Annotated in this window: 39 protein-coding genes; 24 read left to right on the top strand and 15 right to left on the bottom strand. The window is 49.5% G+C overall.

The features are described 5' to 3' along the window. Positions 1–11: 11 nt before the first annotated feature. The gene (locus NGAR_RS08415; protein ID WP_015019271.1) at positions 12–437 is read right to left on the bottom strand and encodes a TolB family protein; all 426 of its coding nucleotides are present in this window, start codon (positions 435–437) and stop codon (positions 12–14) included. A 136-nt stretch (positions 438–573) separates the two neighbouring features. Here NGAR_RS08415 and NGAR_RS08410 point away from each other — a divergent pair, with 136 nt between their 5' ends. Further along, entirely contained in the window at positions 574–1,332 is a 759-nt protein-coding gene (locus NGAR_RS08410) for a sirohydrochlorin chelatase (protein WP_015019270.1), read from the top strand. A 34-nt stretch (positions 1,333–1,366) separates the two neighbouring features. Further along, positions 1,367–2,002 (top strand): precorrin-8X methylmutase, encoded by a 636-nt coding sequence (locus NGAR_RS08405; protein WP_148681792.1) that lies wholly within the window; start codon positions 1,367–1,369, stop codon positions 2,000–2,002. Between the two features lie 9 nt (positions 2,003–2,011). Here the strand turns inward: NGAR_RS08405 and NGAR_RS08400 are convergent, their stop codons facing one another. Then, positions 2,012–3,382: a cobyrinate a,c-diamide synthase gene (locus NGAR_RS08400; RefSeq protein ID WP_015019268.1), complete on the bottom strand. Its 1,371-nt coding sequence runs from the start codon at positions 3,380–3,382 to the stop codon at positions 2,012–2,014. Positions 3,383–3,464: 82 nt separating this feature from the next. On the opposite strand from NGAR_RS08400, the gene cobO reads away from it, so the two are divergent. From cobO to NGAR_RS17470, 7 genes are all read left to right on the top strand, one after another. Beyond that, positions 3,465–3,998 (top strand): cob(I)yrinic acid a,c-diamide adenosyltransferase, encoded by a 534-nt coding sequence (gene cobO, locus NGAR_RS08395; RefSeq protein WP_015019267.1) that lies wholly within the window; start codon positions 3,465–3,467, stop codon positions 3,996–3,998. A 22-nt stretch (positions 3,999–4,020) separates the two neighbouring features. Beyond that, positions 4,021–4,515 carry an ATP cone domain-containing protein gene (locus NGAR_RS08390; protein WP_187147729.1) on the top strand — a complete coding sequence of 165 codons (495 nt, stop codon included), beginning with the start codon at positions 4,021–4,023 and terminating at the stop codon, positions 4,513–4,515. A 55-nt stretch (positions 4,516–4,570) separates the two neighbouring features. Continuing rightward, on the top strand, positions 4,571–5,383 hold the full coding sequence (locus NGAR_RS08385) for a translation initiation factor IF-2 subunit alpha (RefSeq protein ID WP_015019265.1): 813 nt from the start codon (positions 4,571–4,573) through the stop codon (positions 5,381–5,383). Between the two features lie 5 nt (positions 5,384–5,388). Continuing rightward, entirely contained in the window at positions 5,389–5,550 is a 162-nt protein-coding gene (locus tag NGAR_RS08380; RefSeq protein ID WP_015019264.1) for an RNA-protein complex protein Nop10, read from the top strand. Between the two features lie 43 nt (positions 5,551–5,593). After that, on the top strand, positions 5,594–6,640 hold the full coding sequence (locus NGAR_RS08375; RefSeq protein ID WP_015019263.1) for an NAD(P)/FAD-dependent oxidoreductase: 1,047 nt from the start codon (positions 5,594–5,596) through the stop codon (positions 6,638–6,640). A 24-nt stretch (positions 6,641–6,664) separates the two neighbouring features. Next, a complete protein-coding gene (locus NGAR_RS08370) occupies positions 6,665–7,138 on the top strand; it encodes an acyl-CoA thioesterase (protein WP_015019262.1) in 474 nt (157 codons plus the stop codon). A gap of 65 nt (positions 7,139–7,203) precedes the next feature. Beyond that, positions 7,204–7,374, top strand: a complete 171-nt coding sequence (locus NGAR_RS17470) for a hypothetical protein (RefSeq protein ID WP_015019261.1) — start codon at positions 7,204–7,206, stop codon at positions 7,372–7,374. A 10-nt stretch (positions 7,375–7,384) separates the two neighbouring features. Here the strand turns inward: NGAR_RS17470 and NGAR_RS08365 are convergent, their stop codons facing one another. The 6 genes from NGAR_RS08365 to NGAR_RS08350 form a co-directional block, all read right to left on the bottom strand. Continuing rightward, entirely contained in the window at positions 7,385–7,588 is a 204-nt protein-coding gene (locus NGAR_RS08365; RefSeq protein WP_148681192.1) for a hypothetical protein, read from the bottom strand. Between the two features lie 242 nt (positions 7,589–7,830). Next, positions 7,831–8,703: an isocitrate lyase/PEP mutase family protein gene (locus NGAR_RS08360; RefSeq protein WP_015019260.1), complete on the bottom strand. Its 873-nt coding sequence runs from the start codon at positions 8,701–8,703 to the stop codon at positions 7,831–7,833. A gap of 32 nt (positions 8,704–8,735) precedes the next feature. After that, positions 8,736–9,161, bottom strand: coding sequence for a VOC family protein (locus NGAR_RS08355; protein ID WP_015019259.1), 426 nt, complete (start codon positions 9,159–9,161; stop codon positions 8,736–8,738). Positions 9,162–9,163: 2 nt separating this feature from the next. Continuing rightward, positions 9,164–9,337 (bottom strand): hypothetical protein, encoded by a 174-nt coding sequence (locus NGAR_RS17465; RefSeq protein ID WP_015019258.1) that lies wholly within the window; start codon positions 9,335–9,337, stop codon positions 9,164–9,166. Positions 9,338–9,384: 47 nt separating this feature from the next. After that, complete coding sequence (locus tag NGAR_RS17460; protein WP_187147728.1) at positions 9,385–9,528, bottom strand: hypothetical protein; 144 nt, start codon at positions 9,526–9,528, stop codon at positions 9,385–9,387. A gap of 54 nt (positions 9,529–9,582) precedes the next feature. Further along, positions 9,583–9,945, bottom strand: coding sequence for a PH domain-containing protein (locus tag NGAR_RS08350; RefSeq protein WP_148681191.1), 363 nt, complete (start codon positions 9,943–9,945; stop codon positions 9,583–9,585). 107 nt (positions 9,946–10,052) lie between these two features. On the opposite strand from NGAR_RS08350, the gene NGAR_RS08345 reads away from it, so the two are divergent. After that, positions 10,053–10,652 (top strand): TIGR00296 family protein, encoded by a 600-nt coding sequence (locus NGAR_RS08345; protein WP_228369325.1) that lies wholly within the window; start codon positions 10,053–10,055, stop codon positions 10,650–10,652. 34 nt (positions 10,653–10,686) lie between these two features. After that, on the top strand, positions 10,687–11,859 hold the full coding sequence (locus NGAR_RS08340) for a glycosyltransferase (protein WP_148681190.1): 1,173 nt from the start codon (positions 10,687–10,689) through the stop codon (positions 11,857–11,859). Here the strand turns inward: NGAR_RS08340 and NGAR_RS08335 are convergent. The 3 genes from NGAR_RS08335 to NGAR_RS08325 form a co-directional block, all read right to left on the bottom strand. Continuing rightward, the gene (locus NGAR_RS08335; RefSeq protein ID WP_015019254.1) at positions 11,843–12,313 is read right to left on the bottom strand and encodes a hypothetical protein; all 471 of its coding nucleotides are present in this window, start codon (positions 12,311–12,313) and stop codon (positions 11,843–11,845) included. The two genes, NGAR_RS08340 and NGAR_RS08335, sit on opposite strands and share 17 nt — an antisense overlap. Before the next feature lie 90 nt (positions 12,314–12,403). After that, positions 12,404–12,646, bottom strand: a complete 243-nt coding sequence (locus tag NGAR_RS08330) for a hypothetical protein (RefSeq protein ID WP_015019253.1) — start codon at positions 12,644–12,646, stop codon at positions 12,404–12,406. Positions 12,647–12,762: 116 nt separating this feature from the next. Continuing rightward, positions 12,763–13,128 carry a hypothetical protein gene (locus NGAR_RS08325; RefSeq protein WP_015019252.1) on the bottom strand — a complete coding sequence of 122 codons (366 nt, stop codon included), beginning with the start codon at positions 13,126–13,128 and terminating at the stop codon, positions 12,763–12,765. 132 nt (positions 13,129–13,260) lie between these two features. Here NGAR_RS08325 and NGAR_RS08320 point away from each other — a divergent pair, with 132 nt between their 5' ends. The 9 genes from NGAR_RS08320 (at position 13,261) to NGAR_RS08280 (ending at position 19,911) form a co-directional block, all read left to right on the top strand. Further along, positions 13,261–13,710: a 30S ribosomal protein S15 gene (locus tag NGAR_RS08320; RefSeq protein WP_015019251.1), complete on the top strand. Its 450-nt coding sequence runs from the start codon at positions 13,261–13,263 to the stop codon at positions 13,708–13,710. An 11-nt stretch (positions 13,711–13,721) separates the two neighbouring features. Next, a complete protein-coding gene (locus NGAR_RS08315; RefSeq protein WP_015019250.1) occupies positions 13,722–15,161 on the top strand; it encodes a DHHA1 domain-containing protein in 1,440 nt (479 codons plus the stop codon). Next, positions 15,145–15,399: a KEOPS complex subunit Pcc1 gene (locus NGAR_RS08310; protein ID WP_187147727.1), complete on the top strand. Its 255-nt coding sequence runs from the start codon at positions 15,145–15,147 to the stop codon at positions 15,397–15,399. The genes NGAR_RS08315 and NGAR_RS08310 overlap by 17 nt, the downstream gene beginning before the upstream one ends. A gap of 1 nt (position 15,400) precedes the next feature. Continuing rightward, the gene (gene serS / locus NGAR_RS08305; protein WP_015019248.1) at positions 15,401–16,681 is read left to right on the top strand and encodes a serine--tRNA ligase; all 1,281 of its coding nucleotides are present in this window, start codon (positions 15,401–15,403) and stop codon (positions 16,679–16,681) included. Positions 16,682–16,730: 49 nt separating this feature from the next. Further along, positions 16,731–17,426, top strand: a complete 696-nt coding sequence (locus NGAR_RS08300) for an eS1 family ribosomal protein (protein ID WP_015019247.1) — start codon at positions 16,731–16,733, stop codon at positions 17,424–17,426. A gap of 38 nt (positions 17,427–17,464) precedes the next feature. After that, complete coding sequence (locus tag NGAR_RS08295) at positions 17,465–17,911, top strand: RNA-binding domain-containing protein (protein ID WP_015019246.1); 447 nt, start codon at positions 17,465–17,467, stop codon at positions 17,909–17,911. Positions 17,912–17,973: 62 nt separating this feature from the next. After that, positions 17,974–18,447: a hypothetical protein gene (locus NGAR_RS08290; RefSeq protein WP_015019245.1), complete on the top strand. Its 474-nt coding sequence runs from the start codon at positions 17,974–17,976 to the stop codon at positions 18,445–18,447. Next, a complete protein-coding gene (locus tag NGAR_RS08285; protein WP_148681188.1) occupies positions 18,447–18,743 on the top strand; it encodes an Rpp14/Pop5 family protein in 297 nt (98 codons plus the stop codon). Before NGAR_RS08290 ends, NGAR_RS08285 begins: the two co-directional genes overlap by 1 nt. A gap of 286 nt (positions 18,744–19,029) precedes the next feature. Then, the gene (locus NGAR_RS08280; RefSeq protein ID WP_015019243.1) at positions 19,030–19,911 is read left to right on the top strand and encodes a radical SAM protein; all 882 of its coding nucleotides are present in this window, start codon (positions 19,030–19,032) and stop codon (positions 19,909–19,911) included. 11 nt (positions 19,912–19,922) lie between these two features. Here the strand turns inward: NGAR_RS08280 and NGAR_RS08275 are convergent, their stop codons facing one another. Beyond that, positions 19,923–20,795 carry a polysaccharide deacetylase family protein gene (locus tag NGAR_RS08275; RefSeq protein WP_015019242.1) on the bottom strand — a complete coding sequence of 291 codons (873 nt, stop codon included), beginning with the start codon at positions 20,793–20,795 and terminating at the stop codon, positions 19,923–19,925. A 162-nt stretch (positions 20,796–20,957) separates the two neighbouring features. On the opposite strand from NGAR_RS08275, the gene NGAR_RS08270 reads away from it, so the two are divergent. Next, the gene (locus NGAR_RS08270; RefSeq protein ID WP_015019241.1) at positions 20,958–21,611 is read left to right on the top strand and encodes a DUF47 domain-containing protein; all 654 of its coding nucleotides are present in this window, start codon (positions 20,958–20,960) and stop codon (positions 21,609–21,611) included. A 3-nt stretch (positions 21,612–21,614) separates the two neighbouring features. Further along, positions 21,615–22,157, top strand: a complete 543-nt coding sequence (endA, locus tag NGAR_RS08265) for a tRNA-intron lyase (RefSeq protein ID WP_148681790.1) — start codon at positions 21,615–21,617, stop codon at positions 22,155–22,157. Positions 22,158–22,163: 6 nt separating this feature from the next. On the opposite strand, the gene NGAR_RS08260 is transcribed toward endA, so the two are convergent. Then, positions 22,164–22,826, bottom strand: a complete 663-nt coding sequence (locus tag NGAR_RS08260; RefSeq protein WP_015019239.1) for a hypothetical protein — start codon at positions 22,824–22,826, stop codon at positions 22,164–22,166. A 116-nt stretch (positions 22,827–22,942) separates the two neighbouring features. Between NGAR_RS08260 and NGAR_RS08255 the strand changes: the two genes are divergently transcribed. Next, positions 22,943–23,203: a hypothetical protein gene (locus NGAR_RS08255; RefSeq protein WP_015019238.1), complete on the top strand. Its 261-nt coding sequence runs from the start codon at positions 22,943–22,945 to the stop codon at positions 23,201–23,203. Between the two features lie 340 nt (positions 23,204–23,543). On the opposite strand, the gene NGAR_RS08250 is transcribed toward NGAR_RS08255, so the two are convergent. Further along, positions 23,544–23,978: a DUF6438 domain-containing protein gene (locus tag NGAR_RS08250; RefSeq protein ID WP_148681187.1), complete on the bottom strand. Its 435-nt coding sequence runs from the start codon at positions 23,976–23,978 to the stop codon at positions 23,544–23,546. Between the two features lie 4 nt (positions 23,979–23,982). Next, a complete protein-coding gene (locus NGAR_RS08245; RefSeq protein ID WP_015019236.1) occupies positions 23,983–24,417 on the bottom strand; it encodes an HIT family protein in 435 nt (144 codons plus the stop codon). 97 nt (positions 24,418–24,514) lie between these two features. Between NGAR_RS08245 and NGAR_RS08240 the strand changes: the two genes are divergently transcribed. Next, positions 24,515–24,703: a hypothetical protein gene (locus tag NGAR_RS08240; protein WP_148681186.1), complete on the top strand. Its 189-nt coding sequence runs from the start codon at positions 24,515–24,517 to the stop codon at positions 24,701–24,703. Positions 24,704–24,722: the final 19 nt, after the last annotated feature.

Raw genomic sequence — 24,722 nt, 5'->3', positions numbered from 1 at the left:
CTCCTTCAGAGTTAGCAATCCAGAGAGCTTGTTTGATGACTGGTGTCCTTTGTATCTGTCTCACTTTGAACGTACAGTATTCTACCGTTCGAAAGCCATTCAGCTCCAACTATTCGCTCAACCAAGCCCTGCGCTGTCAATTTTGGATTATTTGTTAGCTGTTGTATCGAACCATCGCTTAGCTTATACTTGAAAACATCATAATTTGTATCCATTTCTATTTCATGCTTGGCAATAAATAATAGTTGATCATTGCTCGGTGAAATGCTCGGAATAGAGATCTCTTCCAAGCCTTCCGGAACTTGTAAAATTATACCATTTGGACTAATCATTACGAGGTTATCTCCGATTATGAATCTGCCATCCGAACTCCAATCCCTGAGAAATGTGGTACCATTCGAAATCTTTGTTATCTTTCCATTCTGGACTGGAAGCACGTATGTGTACGTAATCTGTATAATTTTTTGTGCGTAAAATGCAGCTGCGCTGCATCATTTTTTCCACTGGAAATGCGCACATACGCGCGCATAAAGATAATTAGCCCGTGCAAACCATCTGCACAGGTAGTTGAAAATGAAAAAGGCGCTTTTGATAGTTGACAGAGGGAGCAGGGAGCCGGACGTAAGGCAGGAGCTGCAAGAGATCTGCTCGATTGCAAAGCGCCGCGCAGGATATGACTATGCAGACTATTGCTTCCTTGAAGTGCTTCCGCCGTTTATCGGAGAAGGCATAAGCAAGTGCGTGGCAAGCGGGGCCGGCTTTGTCACGGTGATGCCATATTTCCTGTACCCAGGCATGAAGCTGAAAGACACTGTGAAGCAGAGCGCCAAGATAGGAAAGGACAGGAAACTGCAGATGGCTATCACAAAGCCCCTTTCCTACCACCCGATGATGGCGCAGCTGATAGTCGACAGGATAAGCGAGCTCAAAAAAGACAGGGGGATCACATATCCTGACAAAGAGTGCGATGTTGTGCTTATTGGGCATGGCAGCAGCGACAAGAATGCCCGCGACGCTTTCATTCATGCTGCAAACATGATAAGGCCACACTATCGCAGCGTCCACTTTTGCTTTCTAGAACTAGACCATCCAAACATCGAAGAAGGGATCGGGCAGGCGATTGCCGGGAACCCAAAAGTGATATTGATGATGCCATACTTTTTGCACAGAGGAGCACACATCAAGACAGACGTGGTCAAGGACGTAAACGCTGCGCTTGACAAGCATGGCTTTACAAGTGCGTTCATGGCCCGGCATCTGGGCGTCGACGAAAAGCTGGTTGACCTCGTGATCGAGAGGGCAAGAGAGGTGGAGAAAAGGTTTGGCGTCTGATCATCACCACAGCGGCACTGCAGCAGGCAGAGCAATGTCCAACAGGGCATTTGACATTGAGAAAAAGAGCTTTGAAATAATCGACTCTGAAATCGGGAGCCACGATTATAACGAGTTGCAATGGGCCATCGTCAGGCGGGTCATACATGCGACCGCCGACTTTGACTTTGCAGGCAAGGGCAAAATTCTCTTTCATGAAAGGGCGATCGAATCCGCTTTTGACGCGATCAGAAACAGGTGCACCATTGTAACCGATGTTGACATGGTGCTTGCCGCTATGAACAAGAAATCGCTTACCGACCTTGGCCTTAGGACAGCGTGCTACATATCTGACAGTGGAATAGCAGAGGAGGCTCGCAGGTCCGGCAGGACAAGGTCCGAGGTTGCCATGCGCCACGCGGCAAAAGACATGGACGGAGGCATTGTGGTAATAGGCAACGCCCCAACCGCGCTTTACGAGGTCATCAGTATGGTAAGGGAAGGCGTCACAAAGCCCGCACTCGTGGTTGGGATACCAGTTGGCTTTGTCTCTGCGCCAGAATCAAAGGAAGAGCTGGCCAAGATGGATGATGTGCCTTTCATTACAAACGTGGGCAGGAAGGGCGGCAGCCCGGCGGCGTCTTCAATAATAAACGCAATGCTGCTGTTGTACCAGAGCAAACAACAATAGTAGTAGTCATCATCTGCGTGAATATCTAGCGCACGCCTGCATCAACCTGTCAGGTAGCTTTGTGTCTGCAAAGTGCAGGTGCATGTATGCTGCAAGGCCGCTTCCATTTACGACAAGACCGTCCTTGTCTCCCGTTATGCCTTTGCCTTTTTTCATCGAATACGCAAACTTGGAATCGCGCGCAACATTTTCAATAGAAGAATAGTGGAATTCATGTCCTCGCAGGCGCGTCCTGCCAAAAATGGGCCCATCACATACCGCCTCCGTATAGTTCAGGGTGAGCCTGCTCGTCATGAGCGTGTCGGCGTCTACCAGACCTGCCATTTTCCTCGCCTTTTTCTCGCCTTTGTAGCCTCTTATCGACCGGGTGAGGTACATCAGTCCACCGCATTCGCCATAGATCGGCATGCCATCCAACACCGCTTTTCGGATGGATTTTATCATCGATTGGTTCCTTTCCAGCCTGTCTGCAAGCACCTCTGGGAACCCGCCGCCAAGCATTATGCCATGAATGTATTCAGGCAATCTTGCCTCCTGCACGGGGCTAAAGAACACTAATTCTGCTCCACTCCTTCTCAGCGCGTCAAGGTTGTCTGCATAGTAGAAGTTGAACGACTCGTCTAGAGCAACTGCGATCCTTGATTTTGTATCAAGTCGAGTACGTACAGGAGCATCTGAAAGTAGGCTTGTGCCGCAAAGCTTCAGTATCTTGTCGATGTCGATCTGGTCTGCAACATATTTTGCCGCGGCGACTATTGCCTTCCTCTTTACCTCATGCAGCTCTGGCGCAGGGACGAGGCCCAGATGGCGCTCTTCCATCCTGATCTCGCTGTTGCGCCGGACAATGCCTACTACCGGCACCTTGATCTTGCCGGCCAGCGCGTCGGTGATGTAGCCAGCGTGCCTTTCGCCTGCGACATTATTCAGGATTATCCCTGCTATCCTGAGATTCTTGTCAAATTGCAAAAAGCCAAGAATGATAGCTGCTATTGATCGTGCGCTCTTGGCAGCATCTACTACCAGCACTACGGGCGCGTCTAGAATCTTGGCCACGTGGGCAGTGCTGGCAAAATCGTCCTTGCCAGACATGCCATCAAACAGCCCCATGACTCCTTCGATCACCGCGACATCTGCGCCTTGGCAGGCGCCAACAAAGCAATCAAGCACGCCTTGCTTGCCCATCATCCAGACGTCAAGGTTGCGTGACTGCCTCTTTGTTACAAAAGTGTGGTATGAGGGGTCGATAAAGTCGGGCCCGACCTTGAACGGCTGAACCTTCAGGCCCCCCTTCCTGCGGAGCGCATGCATGACAGCCACAGCAACGGTGGTCTTGCCCACTCCGCTTGTGACCCCTGCAATGACGATTCTTGGGATCTGCACTAGAACAGAGTTGGATTAGTTTTAATTTTAACTTTTTATTTAGATTGATTTTTATCTTCACGACGATTAACGTGTATAACAGATGTCAGAAAGGGGCCTTGTCATAGTATACACCGGCAAGGGCAAAGGCAAAACTACAGCCGCCCTTGGAATAGTGCTTCGGGCGGTTGGGCACGGCTACAAGGTCTGCATGATCCAGTTCATCAAGGGAGAATGGTACTATGGCGAACTAGCAAGCTCAAAAAGACTCGAGCCAGAATTTGAGTTGATAGCAGCCGGCAAAGGGTTCGTAGGAATAATAGACGACGACCACCCGATCGGGGATCACCAAAACGCCGCAAAACAGGCAGTCTCGCTGGCAAAAGAGAAGCTTGCATCAGGTGCATACGACATCATGATACTGGACGAAATAAACTATGCAGCAAAACTTAACCTGATTTCAGAACAGGACATACTGGACATAATTGCTGCAAAGCCAGAAAAGACCAGCCTTGTGCTCACCGGCAACTATGCGCCCGATCCTGTGATTGCGACAGCAGACCTTGTAACAGAGATGAAGGAGATCAAGCATCCCTACCAAAAGGGGATAAAGGCGAAAAAGGGCATCGACTTTTAGCGCTTGTTTGCCATATTGGTACATGGCAAGGAAGAAAAAAGCTGTCAAAAAGCGCACGACAAGGAAAAGCAAGGGCGCCGCCAAGAGAAAGAAAAGGCCCAGGAAAAAGCCGGCAGCAGTCACGATCCGGCGATCAAGCGGTAGAAAGGAAAAGTTTGACCTTGACCGGATGGCTGCAACTACCAGCAGATCGGGGGTGCCGTTTTTGATAGCCAGAGACATTGCCAAGAATGTCTCAAAGCAGATCAAATCCGAAGCAAAAGAAAAAAGCAAAAAGACCGTGACTGCTGGCAGGGTAAGAAACATGATCGCGGAGGAGCTGCGCGGCCGGAACCAGCAGGCTGCCGTATCATCATACATTGGTGAAATGCCAGAAAACACACAGCACGACAAGGCCAATGTAGACCAGTATGAATCACCCATTGGAAGTGCTGATACTGATCAGCATAATGCGTACAGGGCAAACAGGGACAGTGTAATGCACGACCGGAGCAAGCGATTTGCATCGTCTGCCTGAGCATGGAGCAACCTTAAAGTATGCCATTTGCACCGTGTATCGTAATAATCAGCAAATGACTGCCACCGATGAGGTTCAGAGGCTTCCTGAGGAGGGAGAAATTGTGATTGCTACTGTCAAGGAAGTCACCGGCCACGGCGCATATGTCACGCTTGACGAATACAACAACATGACAGGCTTTCTCCACATCTCAGAGATTGCAACCGGCTGGATAAGAAACGTCGAGCGATACGTCAGGCCAAAACAAAAGGCAGTCCTCAAGGTCATCAGGGTCAACAAGGCAAGAGGAGAAGTTGACACCTCTCTCAAGCAGGTCTCAGGAGAAGAGCGCAAGTCCAAGCTGATCGAAGTAAAAAAGAACGAAAAGGCGACCGCGTTCATGGACTTTATCAAGTCAAAGCTGAAGCTTACTGATCAGCAGGTCGCAGAGATAGAGGAAAAGATTCTGCAAAAGTATGATTATGTTTACGACGCTTTTGAGGCGGTGGCAAGGAAGGGGCCGGAAGCCATCCAGAACATCGACCTTGCGCCGGAAATAAAGCAGGCGATAGAAGAAGAAAGCAACAAGATCCAGATCCCGCAAGTCGAGGTAAGGGGCATAATGGAGATATCATCAAAAAAGCCGGACGGCATTGAAATTATCAAGAACACTCTTGCCGGCATCGAAAGCAGCAAGGGAGGCGCGACCACCACTGTGACCTATGTAGGCGCACCAAGGTACAGGATAGTGGTGACTGCGGAGAATTTCAAGGTAGCCGAGAAATCGATGAACAATGCTGTGGAAAAGATACGGTCCGCAATCGAAAAGCAGCACGGATCTTTTAATTTTACTCGCGAAGAGTCGAAAAAGTCGCACCAGTCAGGTTAAGTCATATGAAGCACCTAATACGCAAGTGCCCCTCATGCAATACTTACACGCTCAAGCACGAATGCCCAAAATGCAAAACTCCAACCACGGACCCGCATCCACCAAAGTATTCTCCTGACGACAAGTATGTCCGCTACAGGATAGCGGACAGGTATTCGGAATCCTGACAAGAATTATAAGTAAACTTGCAGGCATTGAAAGCAGAAGAAGATGCGTTTTGCAATAGCGGGTGCAGGCGTGGCAGGGAGCTACCTTGGCAAGATGCTACAGCAGCGCGGCCATGACGTCGAGATCTTTGAGGCATCAAAGAAGGAGCATCACTGGCCCGTCTGCGCGTGGGGCGCATCAAGACACATGCTTGAAAAGTTTTCAGATCAGGCAGGTCTTGATTTTGCCAATTACATTTTCCATGTCGGCCAGCGGCTCAGGATGGAGCTTCCAAACGACAATGAAGAATATCTGGACCTGAAGGGCCTTGTGACCTATGACAAGCACAGATGGGAAAACGACCTGCTAAAGGACGTAAAGGTGACATATGGCGTCAAGGTCACACGCGAGACATTTCCATTTGACAAGTACGACTGTGTAATAGACTGCACAGGCCTCCACCGGACCCTGCTTCCAAAATCCGAGCAGGACTTTTTGATACCGGCGTACGAATACCTGCTTGAAAATGTGCATGGCATAGACGAGTTTTACGTCATAGGCTACAAGGGCGCAAAAGGGTATTTCTGGTATTTTCCGCTTGACGGCGGACGGGGCTACATGGGGGCAGGAGACGTTCAGAAAAAATACTATGGAGTGGACGAATTTTTCAAGGAGCACCCGGAAGCAAAGGTCGTAAAAAAGATAGGCAGGCCGATCAGGCTGGCCCCGCCAAAGCGCATGGAGCCGTTTTACGACGGCGACAGCAACATAATTGGAGTGGGCGAATCGATAGGCTGCGTTTTTCCGATGCTGGGCGAGGGCATAATTCCATCGCTTATCTGCTGCGACATATTTCTGGACGTGCTTGGCAGGAGTAACAACAATAACGGCAAGTTCGACTTCAAGGAATATCGCAAACGGGTGCTTGATAGGTTCGACTATTACGACGATGTCTACAGGATAGTTAGGCTCAAGATGGACGGCAAGCTGAGCACGATAAAGCACGTAAATCTCATGATGAGCATGTACCGTCACATGAAGAAGGAAGAAAAGCGCTTTGGCTTTGAGGTCAGCCTAGACAAGATGACGCGACTGGTAAACGCTTTATAGCAAGCAAACAGCAAAGAAATCGATTTGAAGAAGAAAAGCCCTAGCGAATCAAAGACAGAGATGACGTTGATGATGCTTCCGTCAGATGCCAACCCAAAAGGGAATGTCTTTGGCGGTGTGATACTAAAGTATGTTGACCTTGTCGCAGGGATTGTGTCAAAGAGACATGCGAGAAACACAAACTGCGTCACTGCCAGCATTGACAGGATGACATTTCTAAAGCCCGTGTACATTGGCAACGCGCTGATCCTGTCTGCCCGGCTCAACTACGTCCACAGGTCGTCGATGGAAGTAGAAGTGACGATCGAGGCAGAGAACCTTGATGACGGGACAAGGGTCCGCACGGGGACTGCATTTGTAACCACTGTTGCGCTTGACAAAAATGGCAAGCCGACAGAGGTGCCTCAGCTCGTACTCAAGACGGCTGACGATAGAAAGCGCTTCAAAGAAGGATATGCCAGAATGCAATCGCGCCTGAAAGAAGCCGGCAAGATTTAAGAGAGACACTGACGCTAGCTAAATTTTCGTGATCGTATAAATCAGTTGTAGTCATTCTTGATCAGATGCAAGGCGATGAGCTCGACAAGGAAGGGTACTGGTCCAACGAGCTGGACTCGCTTGGAATCAACGTAAAGAGGAAGAATGAGCTGAACGACAGAAAGGAAATGAGGGACCTTGTAGAAAATGTAAAGCAGGTCATGCTCCAAGAATACAGGAACGCCTATACTGGCTGACTGATTGTTATTACTCGTATTCTTCCAGCTCTTCGTCATCACCGAGATCACTTGTTGTTAGTGTATCTGGCTCTATTACGGTTTGTCTCATTAGTGTACTGCCAGTAGCAAAGTTGGCATTAAGTGTCTGCAATTCAGCAAGGATCTGTCTCAACAGTTCTAACTGCTCTTCCTGAGCGCTTGGTTTTTTTGCTCTTTTCTTTTTGGCGGGCAATAACCAAGAAAAACATTGTTGCCTTTTAAATCTGATTATGGATACAACCTCCTCCACTTTCAAGGTACAAGCTTTTTGCTAGCGAAAGGAGAGCCGTTAGGGTCTTGTCAATAATAAAATTTTCTTCATTTCTGGCACATAGGTATCACCATGGCTACCTTCTGCTGACCCATGTAAATTAATAATATTGATTGATTTTACTTACCAATTCGAGATCATTCTACTAGTGTAATATAATGATATCAAGTGTATCTTTTTTCAAGATTCATGTACTTGTCAAGGTCTACAAAGCGGTTGAAATCTTTGAATGTGACCATCATCTTGCGTGTCTCTTTTGTCGCGCCAGTCTTTTTCAGCTCTGTTAGCACCTCTCTCATGGCGTACGTGGCGCTGTAAAGTGCCGACAGCGGAAACACGGCTATCCTGTAGCCAAGCTTTAGCAGCTCTTGGGCAGGCAAGGTCGGCGTGACCCCATCTTCTATCATGTTTGCCACCAGCGGCGCATCTATTTCATCAGCTACTCTTTTCAGCTCTTCGACAGATCTTGGAGCTTCTACAAATATGACGTCGGCCCCAGCCTTTTTGTAAGCCTTGCCGCGCTCTATCGCTTCATCAAGGCTTATCGGCGCGCGGGCGTCGGTCCTTGCGACTATGATAAAGTCTTTGCTCTTGCGCGCTTCAACTGCCGCCTTGAGCTTGGGTAGGTACTCGTCCTTTGGTATGACGTCCTTGCCTATCATGTGGCCGCATCTTTTGGGCCATATCTGGTCTTCAAGGAATATGCCGGCAGCACCCAGGCTTTCAAGGTCCTGCACAAGCCGCCAGACGTTGAGCGGGTTGCCATATCCCGTGTCGGCGTCGACCAGAACGGGGACGCTGACTGCGCGAATTATCCTCCTTGCATTGTCGACGGTCTCGCCGGCGTTGAGGAACCCAAAGTCTGGCATCCCAAGCAGCGCGGCTGATGATCCGTACCCAGTCTGGAACATTGCATCAAAGCCCACCTGCTCTGCTATTCTGGCGCTCAACGCGTCAAAGACACCGGGAAGGATGATTATCCTGTTTTTATCTTCAAGCTGCTCTTTCAGCGACAACAGTCTTGCTTTCTTGGCCATCAGTGGGGAGAACAGGCAAGAACGTTATATTATTAGCTTTCCACCGGCCATTCGCCTGGCGTTATCAATTCGACAAGGTTGCCGGCGGGGTCGCGGAAGTAAAGTGATCTGCTGCCACCCCCACTGCCACTGCCATTCCAATCAACCTCTTTTTCTATTGCGATCCTGTTCTTTGCCAGCAATTCCTTCCAGCGCAAATAATCGTGTTCTTCTATTTCCATGGCAAAGTGGATGCTTGCCGGCGGGGTCTGCGCGCCGTGTGTTGGTAGCCTGTAGTTGTCGATGCTGGTCTTGGCAGGGTTGAATATCAAAAGCATGCTCTTGCCGGCCCGCAGGAAAACAAGCTTGTTCTTTTCTTCCTGCACAAGAGGAAGATCTAGGATCTCGACATAGAACTTTTTCATACTGTCAAGGTCGGAAGAATAGATGCACGTCTCGACAACTTTGTTTATTTTCATGATTATTGTTGCTGCTGTTGATTTTGCTCTATGGGCTTTGCTTCATAGTTACCATCGGGGTATTTGACTACGAATAGCTGGCATCTCCTGCATTTGTATTCTTTTACGGGTGGGTCGTGCAGGACTGATCCGTTCAACCACACCATGATTGCGCCGCAGGAAGGGCAGTTCATCATATGTGGTGGTAGGTTGATAAAATACAGTTAATATATCTTTATTATTATCAGCGCCCAATCTGCCTCTTGGGCCGGTACTCTCTCATTTCTGTGCCGCAGTAGATGCAGCGGTATACTTCTAACTGCGCCCCGGATACCCTATCCGTGCGCGGGTAAAACACAAGCTCGCGGCTACAGTAGGTGCACTTCATCGCCAACAATTCCACCCCGTCCAGTATAAAAATTCCGCCTTGCTAAAAATTACATCAAGCCGCATCAGCAGCCTCCCTTGCCCTGTCTATGCCTTCCCGAATAAGCCGGAATGCCTGCTGCGCCATTTCATTTGGGATGTCCTCTAGCACCAGATCATTGGCATCCATCTTCAGGTTCAGCATTATGGTAGACCTAAGGGGGCCTTTGTCAAGGACAATGTTTGTAATGTCGCCATAGCTGTAGTCGACGTAGCTCTTTTTTATCCTTAACATCGAGGGCCGCCGGAGTATTATGCGCTTGTTGGTAATGGTGGCAGACTCGATATTTATCGATGGTCTGTATTTCCTCTGCTTTATGTTGAATAACACCTTCTCATCCTCATCAAGAAGCGGCAGGATGTCGTCTGGTACTTCCACACAATATCATGCAGCTGCAGTTTAAAATCTGTAGCATGCCAGAGTACCGGAAGAAAATACTCGTAAGGATATGACTTTTTAGTCCGTCTGGCGTGAACTGTCGCGTATTGATCTCTGATAGCGAAGGCGCCGAGCTTGTCAGGCTGGCCAGAAAGGCCGTCGAAACATACCTGCGCGAATCAGTAATAATCCAGCCTGAGCAGGATGCAGGGAGGGCCGCCGGAGTATTTGTCACGCTCAACTACCTGACAAGGAACAAGGAAGAGCACCTGCGCGGCTGCATAGGCTTTCCACTGCCGGAAAAAGAACTTTACCAGTCTGTGGTGGAGGCGGCCATCGCTGCTGCGACAGAAGATCCTCGCTTTCCGCCGGTAGACAAACAGGAGCTGGACAGCATAATCTTTGAAGTGAGCGTCCTGACCCCGCCTGAGGAGATCAGGACCAAATCTGCAGCTGATTATAGAAAAGAGATCAAGATCGGAAGGGACGGGCTCGTCCTGCGCTGGCGCTACGGCTCAGGGCTCTTGCTGCCGCAGGTGCCGGTGGAACTAAAGTGGAATGTAGACCAATACCTTGCCAACATATGCTACAAGGCCGGGGCGCCGGCTGACGCATGGCTGGACCCTGCATCTAAATTGTACAGGTTTCAGGCCATAGTGTTCAAGGAGGTAGAGCCAAGGGGCAAGGTTACAAGACTTGAGCTATGACAATATTATATAATCAAACTTAGTAGTCCCATTCGTGGGCGTAGCCTATTTTGCTCCATACGGGGTGGGCCTTGGACATGCTAGCCGTCTGGTCATGGTGGCGGACCAGCTCCGGGAGGGCGGATCAGAAGTCCAGTTCTCGTCATACGGCGAGGCTGCAAGTTACGTTTCATTGAGAGGCTACAAATGCGTCACTGTTGCGGCAGTCGAGTTCGCATGGAGCATGGAAGGGGGCTTTTCTGTGAAGAACAGCTTAGCCAACATACCGCTCTGGTTTGCCAACTTTTCAAAGCAGGTAAACCAAGAAACTCGCAACATGACTGCGTGCAACCCCGACATCGTGGTGTCTGACTCGCGCCTGTCGCCGCTTGTGGCCGCCAGGCTGCTAAAGATACCTTCGATAGTTGTTCTGAACCAAGTCAAGCTCTTGCTGTCACCGCGCCTACGGGAGCTTGCAGTTTCGCGCCTGTTTGAAAACATGGTTGGCGAGTTCCTCGGCTCGATGTGGACAATGGCAGACCGCATATTGGTGCCGGATCTCCCTCCGCCATATACTATAGCGGCGCATAACATATGGGAGGTAGGCTCGGCGGCTCAAAAGCTTGAATACATCGGGTTTGCCTCGCCAAAGCCGCATGTAAGCAAAGAGCAGGTAGACAAGGTGGCCGACAGTCTTGGGCTTGACCGGTCACGGCCGGTGGTGTTCATACACGTGAGCGGCCCGGCGCAGACCCGCCCGGCGCTCATCAGGGTTGCACTTGAGGCGGTCAAGAAGCTCGATCCCAAGATCCAGTTCGTGATCTCTGAAGGAAACCCAAAGGGTGAGAGCGAGCCCCGGCGAATTGGCGAGTCGGGCTGGTACTACGGCTGGTGCCCGGTCCGTGACGAGATATTTGCTCTGAGCGATCTTTTGGTGCTCAGGGGTGGGCACGTGGCGCTGTCGCAGGCGATTCAGTTTGGCAAGCCTGTAGTGACTGTCCCAATTGAGAACCACGGGGAGCAGCTTGGCAATTCGGCCAAGGTGGCTGAGTTGGGGATGGGCGTGATGCTGCATCCAAAGGGGCTAAAGCCAGAACAGCTTGCAGACGCAATCTCGCAAGTACTTGGCAATGCTCAATACAGAAACAAGGCTGCCGAGCTCCAGAGTCTGACTGAAAACCTGAACGGGATTGACAACGTGGCGCAGATCGTCAGGTCATATCTTTGACGCAAATGTATGCCGACTTTTTGCCCACGATAGCCAGAATCACCCTGTCAGCTTCCTGCTCGCTCTTTGCCGGCAGGGCGTTTATTTCTGCCAGCTTGCCAACAAGCGCGCCGGTAGAAGCAAATTCGATGTCCCTGTCTACATAGTCGGCCTTGGCCGCCTGCTGTATCACTTTGACGTAAAACTTTTCATCAGGCAAAATTGTTTCGCTCCCCGCCTGAACAATTGCATTTGTGATGCTTGAAAACCGACTTGGTACTTTTCTTGCTATTGTGGTGATATCAGCTCCAGCAAGGTTGGCCAGCCTTGATGCAAGCTTGGTAGGGTCGCGTCCTTCGCAGATGATGCATCCGCCTTCGTTAGAAATCCTGATGTCCAGCCCCCTTATGGAGCGGGCAAGTGCCCGTCTGCTTGTAGAAGCGGAAGGAGGGAATATGAGGACTACTACGTTCAACTGATCCTTGATGCAAAAGGCGGGTAATTATGTTGTTGTTAGATATAATAAAAGAAAATAAGATAAAATGGGCGCGTAGCCCGAGGGTTTTTACCAGTGGTGCTTTTCGTCCGGAATCAGGCCGATCTGCTCGCGTTCAAAGTACCTTTCCAGCTCTTGTGCCCACTTTTCTTTTGCAGAGCCACCGCCGAGACCTTTTCTCCTCAGCCAGAAGGCGATGACGCCTAGCAGGAAGACTGCGAACAGCATGGTTCCGAATATGTAGACCATGACGTCGTAGAAGAGTGGGTCGTACGCTGGACCTATCTGCCCAATTAGACTATCGAAGACCATTATCCTTATGCAAAAGGATCCAAAGATATATACATTTTGGTTGCAGAGAGTTTAAAGAACGATTATCATCCTGTCTTATTGAAGCTGGATTTAAAATAAAACAAAAAGAGGGAGGGTTAGGTTGAGACTGGCTTTGCGCCTCTGCCCTTAAAGAAGAACGCTGCAGCAACTCCACCAAAGATTGCACCGAGAACGCCAATGAAGACTGCCATCTGGCCTGTCTCAGTTGAGAGCATTGGTGTTCCAGATCCGGTGGATGGGTTCTCTTGTGCCGCTATCAGTCTTCTCTTTGCCAGAAGAGTCGTGTCGTTGCACTCGTTCCTGTCGATTCCCAGCTGTTCGCATTCTTTCAGTTGTTCTGGAGAAGCTGTTCCTCCGCCTCCGCCATACAAGCCCTGAGCGTATGCGGTCTGGAGCACAATTACAGGGGTGGCAAAAACCGCTACAGCAGCTAGAGCCATCATGATGATTGGCTTGTTCATATTACCTAACCTCTTCGAATTCTGCTATTTAACTTTTTATGGAATAGACTTTACACTTTTTTGGCGAACCTCAAACGCCAGTCATGCAAGCAAGTAAACATATAAGACGTGCGTGCAGTGTGGTAAGGATATATGGCGCGAATTCATGTTCACACTCATGGCAAGTCTCACTCTACCCGTCCTACCTCAAAGAGTTCACCATCATGGCTGAACCAGAGCAGGGATCAGGTTTCATCACTTGTTGTCAAGCTTTCAAAGGATGGTCTGAGCCCAAGCGAGATAGGCTTAAAGCTTAGAGACGAGCACAGGATCCCTCTTGTCAAGCCGGTTCTGGGCAAGAGCTTAACCGAGGTTCTGGCTGAAAACAACATCAAGCCAGACATGCCAGAGGATCTAGACAAGCTAGTGAAAAAGGCACTTGGCCTTCAAAAACACCTCAAGGTTCACAACAGCGACCACCGGAACGTTCGTTCGCTCGAGTTGGTAGAGGCCAAGATCCATCGGCTTTCCAAGTATTACAAGAGCATTGGCAAGCTTCCAAAGAACTGGAAATACGCCGCGGTTATTGCTCAGCTAGAGTAAGGTTCCTTTAGATGAGCGACAGCGCCAAGCTTATTGAAGCTCTAAAACCATTTTGCGAAAAACTGAGATCAGTAGTGGAGAATGGCAACGAGATTGCAGTCATTACACACCTTGACGCCGACGGCATAACGTCTGGCAGCATAGTTGCAAGCGCGCTCAGGCGCATGGGGGCGCGCTATTCTGTCCGGACCATTTCTGACATGAACCCTTCAGTCATTGAAAGGATGAAAGCTGACAATCGAGATTTTTACGTCATAACTGACCTTGGCGGAGGCTGGGCGTCGCACTTGAGAAAGAGCCTTGGCGACAAATGGGTCATAATTGACCACCACCAAATACCAGAAGAAGAAATACTGACCGATGACGACGGCCAGATATTGAACGCGTGGAAATTTGGAATCGACGGTGGCAGGCATGTGCCAGCGGGCGGCATGGCCTACATGGTTGCAAGCACGCTTGATAGGAAGAATCGCGACCTGTCGTACATTGCAGTCGTTTCCGCTGTCGCCGACAGGCAGGACCAAGGCGACAAAAAGTCGTTTATCGGCCTGAATACTGAAATACTGAAAACCGCCCAGTCGCTTGGCCTTGTGAGCGTAGATCTGGACATCATGCTGACAGGGCGGGAGACACGGCCGCTTCACGAGGCTCTTGCATACACCTCTTGTCCATACATCGACGGGCTCACATGGAACAGGGAAGCCTGCTACACACTGCTCAAGAACGCAGGGATAAGGCTCAAGGACAACGGCCGGTGGCGCGTGCTGGCCGAGTTTTCGCAGGAGGAAAAGAGTGCAGTTCTTGACGCAATAGCCAGGTTTGTCGCCACTTCAAACAAGACCTCAACGAGCGTGCTTGATGACCTAATCGGCTACGTCTACACGCTTGCGGGCGAGGACAAGAGGAGCCAGCTCAGGGACGCAAGAGAGTTCTCCACAATGCTCAATGCATGCGGCAGAATCGGTAAGGCAGGCGTAGGCATTGCAATATGCATGGGAGACAGGAATGCCATGCTGAGTGCGGGGGAGGAAATAGTAGGAGAATACAGGACGACGCTTCGTAACTACATTTCTACCATTTTCAGCGAAAAGTGGAGGCTTGTTGACGATGGCAAGAATGCCTTTGTAAATGGCGACGGGCTCTTGGCTGAGGATATGCTGGGAGCGGTGTCGTCACTACTCAGTGGTTCGCCTTCGCTTAGCGGCAGGCTGCTCTTTGTTCGCACTCTTACAAAAGATGGCACTTATCGATTTTCTTCCCGCAAATGCCTTGGCTGTGATTCCAAGGCCAACCTTGGCCTGATAATGCGGCATCATGCCGAAGCATTCAAGGGTGCAGGTGGCGGGCACTCGGCTGCGGCAGGCTGCCGGATACCCTCTACTGCTCTTGAAGATTTCCTTGCCAGCTTGAGGGCGGCTACAAGTGACCCGAAATTTGCAACGGCAACTTGATGTTACAGTGTCGGTGGATGTCCCGTTTTCAAGCAGCGCAGAAGCCAAAGCTGTGGTGAAGGCATTAATACCAGACAATGTTAACTTTCCAAAGGGGCTGTCGATGAGAATATTTTCAAAGGGTGCTACTCTTGCAATCCAGCTGACAGGCAAGAACGTCCCGGCCGCAACGGTCCTCAGCACCCTTGACGAAGTGCTGGAGCACATTTCAATATCAAAGAAAGTGATGGCTGATTAATATGCTCGATCCGAAACTTTTGAAGGAAAATCCACAGGCAGTAAAAGACATGCTAAACAGGCGCAACATGGCCAATTTCCCGCTTGACGAGCTTGTAACTATTGATAGGCGCCGGCGCGAGCTGATCGTTGAAACGCAGGAGCTGCGGCAGAAAAAGAACGTGCTTGCAGAAGCCATCGCGCGCAAGAAAAAGGCCAAGCAGGATGCTTCCTCGGAGCTTGCTCAGATGAAAGAAGTCAGCAGCTACCTCGGAGATAGCGAAGAGGAGCTGGTGAAAACAGAGGGCAGGTTCAAAGAGCTGATGATGGTCGTGCCCAATATGCTTCACGAGTCCGTGCCAACGGGCAAGGACGAAAAGGACAATGTGGTGGTGCGGCAGAACGGCAGCGCAAAAAAGATGAATTTCGCACCAAAGGATCATGTCGATATTGCAGCCGCGCTTGACCTTGTAGATGTAGAGCGCGCTGCCAAGGTATCCGGCGCGCGCTTTTACTATTTGAAAAACGAGCTTGTAAAAATGAATCAGGCGCTTGTGAACTTTGCCCTTGATTTTCTGTCAGAGCACAGCTACATTCTAGTCCAGCCTCCTTACATGATAAGAAGGGAGTCGATGTCAGGCGCAGTGATACTTGGCGACTTTCAGGATGTCATTTACAAGGTAGAAGGCGAAGACCTCTACATGATAGGCACGTCAGAGCACGCAATCGCAAGCATGCACATGGACGAGATTCTTGACGGCAAAAAGCTGCCGATAAGGTACGCCGGCTACAGCCCATGCTTCCGCAAAGAAGCAGGCGCGCACGGAAAGGACATGAAAGGCATCTTTCGGGTGCACCAGTTTGAAAAGGTGGAGCAGTTTGTCTACTGCAGGCCGGAAGACTCGTGGAAAGAACATGAAAGGATGCTCGCGCTTTCTGAAGAATTCTATAACAGGCTTGGCATCCCAAACCGGGTGATGCTCCTGTGCTCTGGCGACACCGGCAAGATATCTGCCAAGACATATGACATCGAGGCGTGGATGGCCGGCCAGAATGCCTATCGCGAGATCGTTTCCTGCTCAAACTGTGTGGACTATCAGGCGCGGAGGCTAGGCATTCGCTTCAGGGATAGGACGAATGAGGAGACGCGCCTTGTGCATACTCTCAATAGCACGCTTGTTGCCACCGAGCGCACGATGGTGGCAATACTTGAAAACTACCAGACCTCCAATGGCACTGTCGAAGTGCCAGACGCGCTGCAAAAGTACATGGGCGGCATAAAGGAGATCAAGCCCCGCAATTGACGCATCGTATATATTATATATTTTAGTCAGAAAAGGAGAGAGAAGTTTAATGGTTAAAGGAGCAAAGAAAGGTGGCAGGGTCCGCGACAAATGGCGAGACAAGCAATGGGTAGTTGTAAACAAGCCCTACGGCTTTGAGCCGCAAGTGCCAGTAAACTATGTTCCAATTACAGACGTTGAGCATGCCAAAGGGCGCACTATTGAAAACACGCTGCACGATATGATGAAAGGTAACCCAGACCAGAGCATGGACCAGCACCAGATCAAGGTCTTTATCCAGATAGACAAGATTAACGACGGCATTGCAAGCACGATCTTTAAGGGCCACGAATATGCCAAAGAGTTCCTCAGGAGCCTGATTCGCAGAGGAAGCTCTATGATCATGTTCACTCATGATTATACCACCATGGACGGCCACACTTTCAGGGTCGCCGTGGTTGCGTTTACCCAGAGGAGGGTCAACTCGTCCAAAAAGCACGAGATCAGAATGGTGGCTCACAAGATCCTGTCTGAAAGGATCCCACAGCTGACGGTTGACCGGTTCGTCCAAGAAGTCACGGGAAGCAAGAGGGGGGACATTCCAAGGGAGACCAACAGCAAGCTAGGTGCTGAAATACTGAACGAAGCGAAAAAGATAACCGTGATTCGGCACATTGGGATCAAAAAGACAAAGCTGATCTCTACGCCAGAGTCAAGGGCGATCGAAGAAGCCAAGCCTGTCGAAGCCGCCCCGCCGGCCCAATAACATAGCTTTTTAGCCGGTATTTCTCCATATTTTTTCAAATGCCTGAAGAGGACCTGAAATTTTCTACAGCAGAGGTGAACTTGGTCCTGCATGCCACGGAGGACGGCAACAAGGTGCTCCAGTCCATACATGATGTCCTCTCTGTGCCTTTAGAGCGCTTTTCCGTTTCGCCTTCAGAAGGGCACTACAAGAACAAGATCCTATTGCTCAAGGCCATACTTTCAAGCCAAGAAGCAGGCGAGCTCGCTCGCCGCATCATGTCGCTTTTGAATAGCTCCGATAGGGAGCACCTGTCAAGTTCGCTACCAGAATATTCAGACGAAAAGGGGAACCTCTACCTCAGGCTTGACAAACAGAGAATAGTTCAGGGCAAGGTTTCGCTGTCAGAGGCAGACGCAATAAGGATAAGATTCCGGCCTGTCAAGAGATATCGACCTTCGGGCAATCTTGAGAGCTACAGGGGGCTTTTGTCTTCAACCGAATAGATCTTTGCGTCAGCGGCGACTTTGACATTGCGGCAACAGCAAAAGCGCTTTCAATAAGCAAAGTGGCGTCACCACCATTTGTTGACGGTAAGGTACGCGAAGGCATCATTTACAGGCTGAAAAAGGCGCCGGAATCTCCAGTAAAATATCCATACCTGATAGTTTCAGACAATCTAGATGCGCCTGCAGCCGATGTTCTTATGATAAGCGACATCTGCAACATCTACAGAGCCAAAGAAAAATTGAAAAAGAAAGTAAAAAAAGGAACCGGCCTTGAAGTGGCAGTCGCGCCAGCAAGAAAAATGGACGCCGCAGGCGTCGGTAGGTGGTTTGAAGGTATTAGAGAGCTGTACCTCTTCTGCCAGTCATCCCGGTGCCAGTTTATCCTCTCAAGCGGCGCGGCATCGATGCATGAAATGGTTTCCGGCCCATGCTTGGACGCTGTACTGAAGAATTGCGACATCGACCCACAAAGGCACTGGCACGAAATGAACAGCTGGCTTGAGGCAAAACTATCAAGGAGGGTGTCTGTCTAGTGGTGCTTAACAGGCGGGCCAAACGGCGCTATCTGTCAATTATGCATACAGCGCCGGCCAACGAAGCAGTCAACACGATCATAAAGCGCTGCTCTGATCTTTTCGGCTCTGTTGCGACGGAAAATGCCGCAATAAGGCTGATCAAGTCAGAAAATAACAACAATAGCGTAACGATAATCAAGTGCAGGCTGAACCAGCTGGAAAACGTCCTTGTTGCCATTGCCCTGTCAGACCCGCCAGTTGTGACGCTTGACATGTCAGGCAGCATAAAGCAGCTCAAGCGCCGCCTGACCTGAAGTGGTATACCAAGATTTAAGTTGGTTCGCCGCCATAGCATGCATACAGGGGATGAGGTGAGTTCGCTGCTCCAGACTGAGCAAAAGCGATGAAGATCTCGCGACGAACCGACCCAAATTACTACAAGGTTGCATCGGTACAAGCATGTGTATGCGCACATTTGGAATTGCACCATTTTTTGTGCGTAAAATGCAGCAGCTCTGTATCATTTTTCCAGTGGAAATACGTGCAGGGCTAGACATACATAAAACAATTATTAGCATCCACCTCCCATTTTAAATAAAAATGGAGATCATCTACGATTATCCGCTTTATAGGCCGCCCTCGGAGGCCAACTCTATGATATTTCAGGTCACCTTGGGCTGCTCTTTCAACAAGTGCTCATTTTGCAATATGTACCGCACCAAAGAATACTCTGAACGGCCTTGGGATGAAATAAAGGCTGAGATCGATATGGTTGCAAAATTCTATCCTGATACGCGCAGGGTGTTCCTTGCAGACGGCGACGCGCTCAACCTGCCAAAGGACAGGATGATCCAGATCCTGCAGTACCTATATTCAAAATTTCCAGAACTTGAACGTGTATCGTGCTATGCGATGCCCATGAACTTGCTAAAGAAAAAGGACGATGAGCTTGAAGAAATGAGGGCCGCCGGCCTCCACATGCTGTATGTCGGCATTGAAAGCGGAAGCGACATCGTGCTCAAGAAGGTGACAAAGGGCGCGACGTACCGGACAATAGTTCAGGCATGTCAGAAGGCCAAGCGCCACGGTTACATCCTGTCATGCATGGTTATTCTTGGACTTGGCGGCAAGACCTATACCCGGGAGCATATCGCAGACACTGCCCGCATACTGAGCGAAACAGCGCCGGATTATGTGGGCGCGCTGACTCTGCACTTGGAACATGGCATATACAACGAGTTTATGACAAAATTTGGCGAACCTTTCATAGGGCTTGACGATATGGGCGTTCTCGACGAGCTTGAAAGGCTTGTCGCAAATTTCAACCCAAAAACACGGGTGGTATTCCGGGCAAACCATGCGTCAAACGTCTACTCTATTGGAGGCACAATGCCAGACGATAAGGACAAGGTCTTGACGCTTGTCAGGAGTTTAAAGTCCCACCCTGAGATGCTCAAACCCAAGTTTCTCAGACGCTTTTAGCCAGATGCGATCTAGTCTTCTTTGCGCGGCTGCGGTGCCTGCAGGAAAAAAATGTCTTGCTTTTGAGTGACATGGCGGTTAATTTCGCTTATTGTCACCACCTTGATGCCCTGCTCTTGAATCTTGTCCAGCAGCATTTCTAGTTCTTTTATGTAATTATGGTCAACCATGTTCTGGTAATTCAGCATGTCCCTTGCTGCAAAGTCCTGCGGATGCATCGTTACAACTGCAAACCCGTGCTGGTCTAGGCTTTCTCGGATCCCTTCAAAAACCTCTTGATGGCTAAAAGTTATCCAGTGGGTGTCGTCTGCGCTCAGGTCTCCTATCAGGACTGTCTCTGGGAACCGGTAAAGGCTCTGGTTGCTGCTGATGATGTCATAGGGAGGAGGATCGTATGTCATGTTGGCGCTGATGTAGCGCATGCCGTTTTCCTGCACAGCGGCAAAAGTGTCGTTGTTTATGGTATTATAAGGCGCGATAAACACTGTAGGCTTGATCGCTAGCAGGTCAAAGATTTTCTTGTTGGTTTTCTGCACAAGAGATGACTGGCCTTCAAGGCTTAGCTCTGTAAAGTCTTCGTGGTTCCAGCCATGGTTGGCGATTTCAAAAAGGGGATCGCCAGTCCTGTTTTTGATATAGTCGACGATCATGGGGTCGCTGCCAATATGATTGCCAATCACGCCAACAGTCAGACTCAGGCCCCGCCGCTCAAATACACTCATGACCTCGACCTGTACATTGTTAAGGAAATAATCTTGAATGTCATCTAGCCGAAAGGCGGCACAGGTGCAGGTCGGGACCTTGCTGGCATTAGGAGTTGCTTCAAGAGCGACTATAAGCAGTAGCGCCGCGCATCCCACAGCAGCAAAGCCCAAGTTCTTCAAACTTCAGAAGATGCCTCAGAATCATAGTAATTCGTTGTGATTTGCCATTATAGAGTGGAGCTCTACCTCTTGGTACAATTCTTGCAATATGAAAAACAATTTCTTCTACAGCCAAAAGGAGCATCGATAGAATTATTAGCCTGAAAGCGTATTTCGGCTCTAATGTACAGCGGGGAACTGGAAGTTCAGGCCAAGAGAAAGGCTCTGGCGGTTTTGCAGGATGAAATCACAAGAATTTTAAACTCTTCAAGGGATCTGTCAACACTCACAGCCTCGCTTATGAAGGGCGACGACAAAGACATACAGCACTGCCTTGAGCGCATGAGGAACACCGAGGAAGAGGTCGAGAACCTACGCAGAAAGATAACTCGAGAGGTCGCCGAGATTGGGAGCCTTATGGCAAACAGGGAGGACATTTTGAGAACCGCCTACATCATCGACGACATTGCAGGCTACATTAGCGGAGTCGCCTTTAGGCTTGCAAACATGAAGCCGTCTTCGCTGAAGAAGGCATCATTTGACGATGACCTGAAGCAGCTGGTCGGAATGGTCGTTGACACGATTTTCAAGCTGAACGAAATGGGCCGCGCGCTATCCATCAACCCTGCAAACGCGATCGACTTGGCACAGGACGTGCAAAAGCTAGAGCGCCAAGTTGATGCCAAGTACAGGGCTGTGATCATTAAGGCACTGAATGAAATTTCCTCAACCAAGGATCTCCTGCTTCTAAAAGATGCCGTAGAAGGCATTGAGGGCATGGTAGACAAATGCCAAGAAGCGTCCGACTCATTCACAATACTGGCACTGAGCATGTAAATGATCAGCGGCAAGCTGGTTGAAAGCAGGATTGTAATCTGGGACATACCAGATTCAAGGACCCTCTTTGGCAGCGGCTATTACGGCAAGCCGCTTGGCATTCCAAAGCCAAAAGGGACGGATTTTGACGCGCCGCTCGTGCTCGACCTGATAGAGGGCTGCTATCTTGTCGAAAAGAACAAGCTGAAAGTAACCCACATTAACGGCAAGGCCGTACCTCTTGCAGAAATAAAAAAGATATGCAAAAAGCAGTACGTCGATTTTGAAACTCAGTACTTTGTATTTCAGGACCTCCGTGACAAAGGCTACATAGTCACGCCCGGCATAAAGTTTGGTTGCGATTTTGCAGTGTACGAGCAGGGGCCCGGAATCGATCATGCGCCTTACCTTGTGCAGGTGTTCCGGCCTGCAGACGATCTTACAGCGACAGAAGTCGTGCTTGCTGGCAGGCTTGCAACCACAGTGAAAAAACAGTTTATTCTGGCGATCCCGAAAATAAAAGAAAGAAAAGTGGACTATGTGGGCTTTGACTGGTGGCGCGCCTAGGATAGCCTAGCTCAGTGTCGCCTGCGCTACTTTTTCGCCTTGAGCCGGCAGGTCAAACTTGACAAAATTTTCCCCCGAGATCGTCAAGCGCGCCGTGTATTTTTCAGAGCCTTGCTCAAGCCACCCCTTGTAGCGGATCGAGTTCTTTACAATGTCTACGATGCTTGGCTTTTTCTCGTTCACTTCTTCGTAGCATGATAGGATCTCGCCAAACCTGACTTCCTGCTGCTTGTTGAATTTCGTCAAATAATATACAAAGACGGCCGCCTTTTCATAGTGGTTGGCCGGCTTTTTCTCTGCATAGAACTCGCGCAGGCCCACCTTGCTTTCATTAGCCTTCAAGTCGACAGGAATTGGATGGATCGTGACCGTCGGTCTTGGAGTGTGCTTGCCGTTACCACCCTTGGGCTGTGGCTGCACCGGTGCCATCTGCTGTTCGGCCGCAATTGGAATTTCTTGATGCTGCAACTCCTGAGGCAGAGCGGCCTGTACCGGCTGCGCTTTCAATGCGATGTTTTGCTCAAGACCGCGCGTTATGGCTTCCTTTACGGCCATCTTGAAAATCTCTTCAAATTTTTCAAGGTGCTTGTCAACAAAACTTTCCTTGCCTTCAAGCTCAACTACGCCTTCCCTAACGTTTATCGTAAATCTTGCTTCTGAACTGGTCACTTGCAGTATGAAACTGGAGGTTTTTAATTAAGTTGCCGGTGAAAGGCCTTTTGCCAAAATTGCAATTAGAGCATAAACGGCTGTCTTAAATATCTGCGGCGCAATAGCATAGCGCGATGTTTGTCGTCAAAAGGCTCGGCAAGAACGGGATGTGGAGTGCCGTCAGCCTGATCGACCAGAATGGCTCGTTTCGAGGCGAGGCCAAGTTTGAGACGCGTGATGAAGCTGAGGAGTACATGGCCGAGTATTTAAAGAGGATGAAAAGCCGCCAAAGAATAAGCCCTGAAGGATACGGAGAAATCAAGGTTTTTGATGAGAGCAAACAAGATAAGGAGAAAAGCAAACCCTCCAGCAAAGGAAAAAAGAAAGCCCATTAGCCAGCATTTGCCATTGAGAAGTCATGTCTTATGAATATGTAAATCCTGCAATAGATAGAAGAATTTGTCGAAAAATCTCAGCTTTTACATGTGAATATCCTTTAGCCTCATCATATAAGAAGTTCTGAAAACCAAAAGAGCTTTATGCCGGGAAGACCAGTATAAGACTGTGATTTAGGCATGTTCGTGTGCCGTACCTGCAAGGGAACAGCGTTGATTCTGGCAGTTGAAAATGACGGCAGGCTCTGCTTTGAAGAATGTCCTGATTGCAACCCACATCCTGAATCATACGTGCCCATTTTTGAAAAGTAAAAACATTTTTTGCGAATATGCTTAGCGATCAGGCTCTTAATACCGGCTGACCAGCTTGGTCTCTTACCCAGCGTCCTGATTGTGAAATTTCGTCTATCATTTTCTCCAGCTGATAGAGTTCTTCAGGTGCTTGCGATGGATAACAGTTGACAACCTCCTTGGTCTTGCCATCTGCAAAAATTGACGTTTTTGTGATGGCGCCGTCAGTGGCTATTGCATCATACCTGTCTTTAAGCGAAAAATAATTTGCTTTGTAAAATTGGTCTAGGAGCTGTTTCACCCGAGTTCCCAAAATTCGTCCCTCACGTCTTCCTTTTACGGCCACATAACGCCTTCCTTCATATACGATTCTTCCGTCGCCATAGACAAAAACTGAATAATCTGGGCATGCGCCGGGACACATTATGCGGTGGAGCTCTATCACCAAGTCCTTCGGTATCGCAGTCTTCTTTGGGTTTGTCATGGCCTTATCTTGAAGGGATCAAAGTGATTTCCTGTTTGATCTTGTGCGCTATCTTGGCAAGCTCTTCCTGCGGCGCGACCCTGCGTGCGGGCCACTTGCCGTCTGGGCTATCATCATTAAAGCGCGGCACAATATGGACATGGACATGGGGCACGATCTGGTTTGCCGCTATCCCATTGTTCTGGCCGACGTTAAAGCCGTCGGCCTTGACTGCCGAAACTACTGCTTTGGCAATTGTAGGCACCAGTGCGTGAAGCTTGCCTACCTCGGCAGGAGGCATGTGCAGCAGGTCCTCGTAGTGTTTCACCGGCATTACGAGTGTATGCCCCGGGTTGATCGGGTACTTGTCCATGATTACAACAAAGTTAGAGTCACGGTAGACCAGAGCTCCCGGCTCTTGGCCTGCTATTATGGCGCAGAATATGCAGGATTTGGACATGTAATGTGCCTTTTTGCATGGATTGCATGTTTATTTTTTGCTATTGTGTCCATATACGAATTTTTAAATACACCAGAGTTCCGACTCTATCATGTACATGGCCGAAACACTTGAGCTTGAAAGCTTTGATATTAGCTTCTCTTTTCGCTGCCCCAAGTGTGACTATTTGAACGAGGAAGTGACCGCCAAAGACCTTTCAAGCGGCAACGCAGAGTGCGGCATGTGTGAAACCATCTTCAAGGTAGAGGGGCTAGACGCGGTAAAGATAACGGCCACCCTTGACTAACGAATCTTAAAATATGCAC

The organism is Candidatus Nitrososphaera gargensis Ga9.2 (assembly GCF_000303155.1).
In the GTDB taxonomy this organism is placed as follows: Archaea; Thermoproteota; Nitrososphaeria; order Nitrososphaerales; family Nitrososphaeraceae; genus Nitrososphaera; species Nitrososphaera gargensis.
Note: the sequence above shows the minus strand (reverse complement) of the source record. Positions and strands in the feature narration are given on the sequence as shown.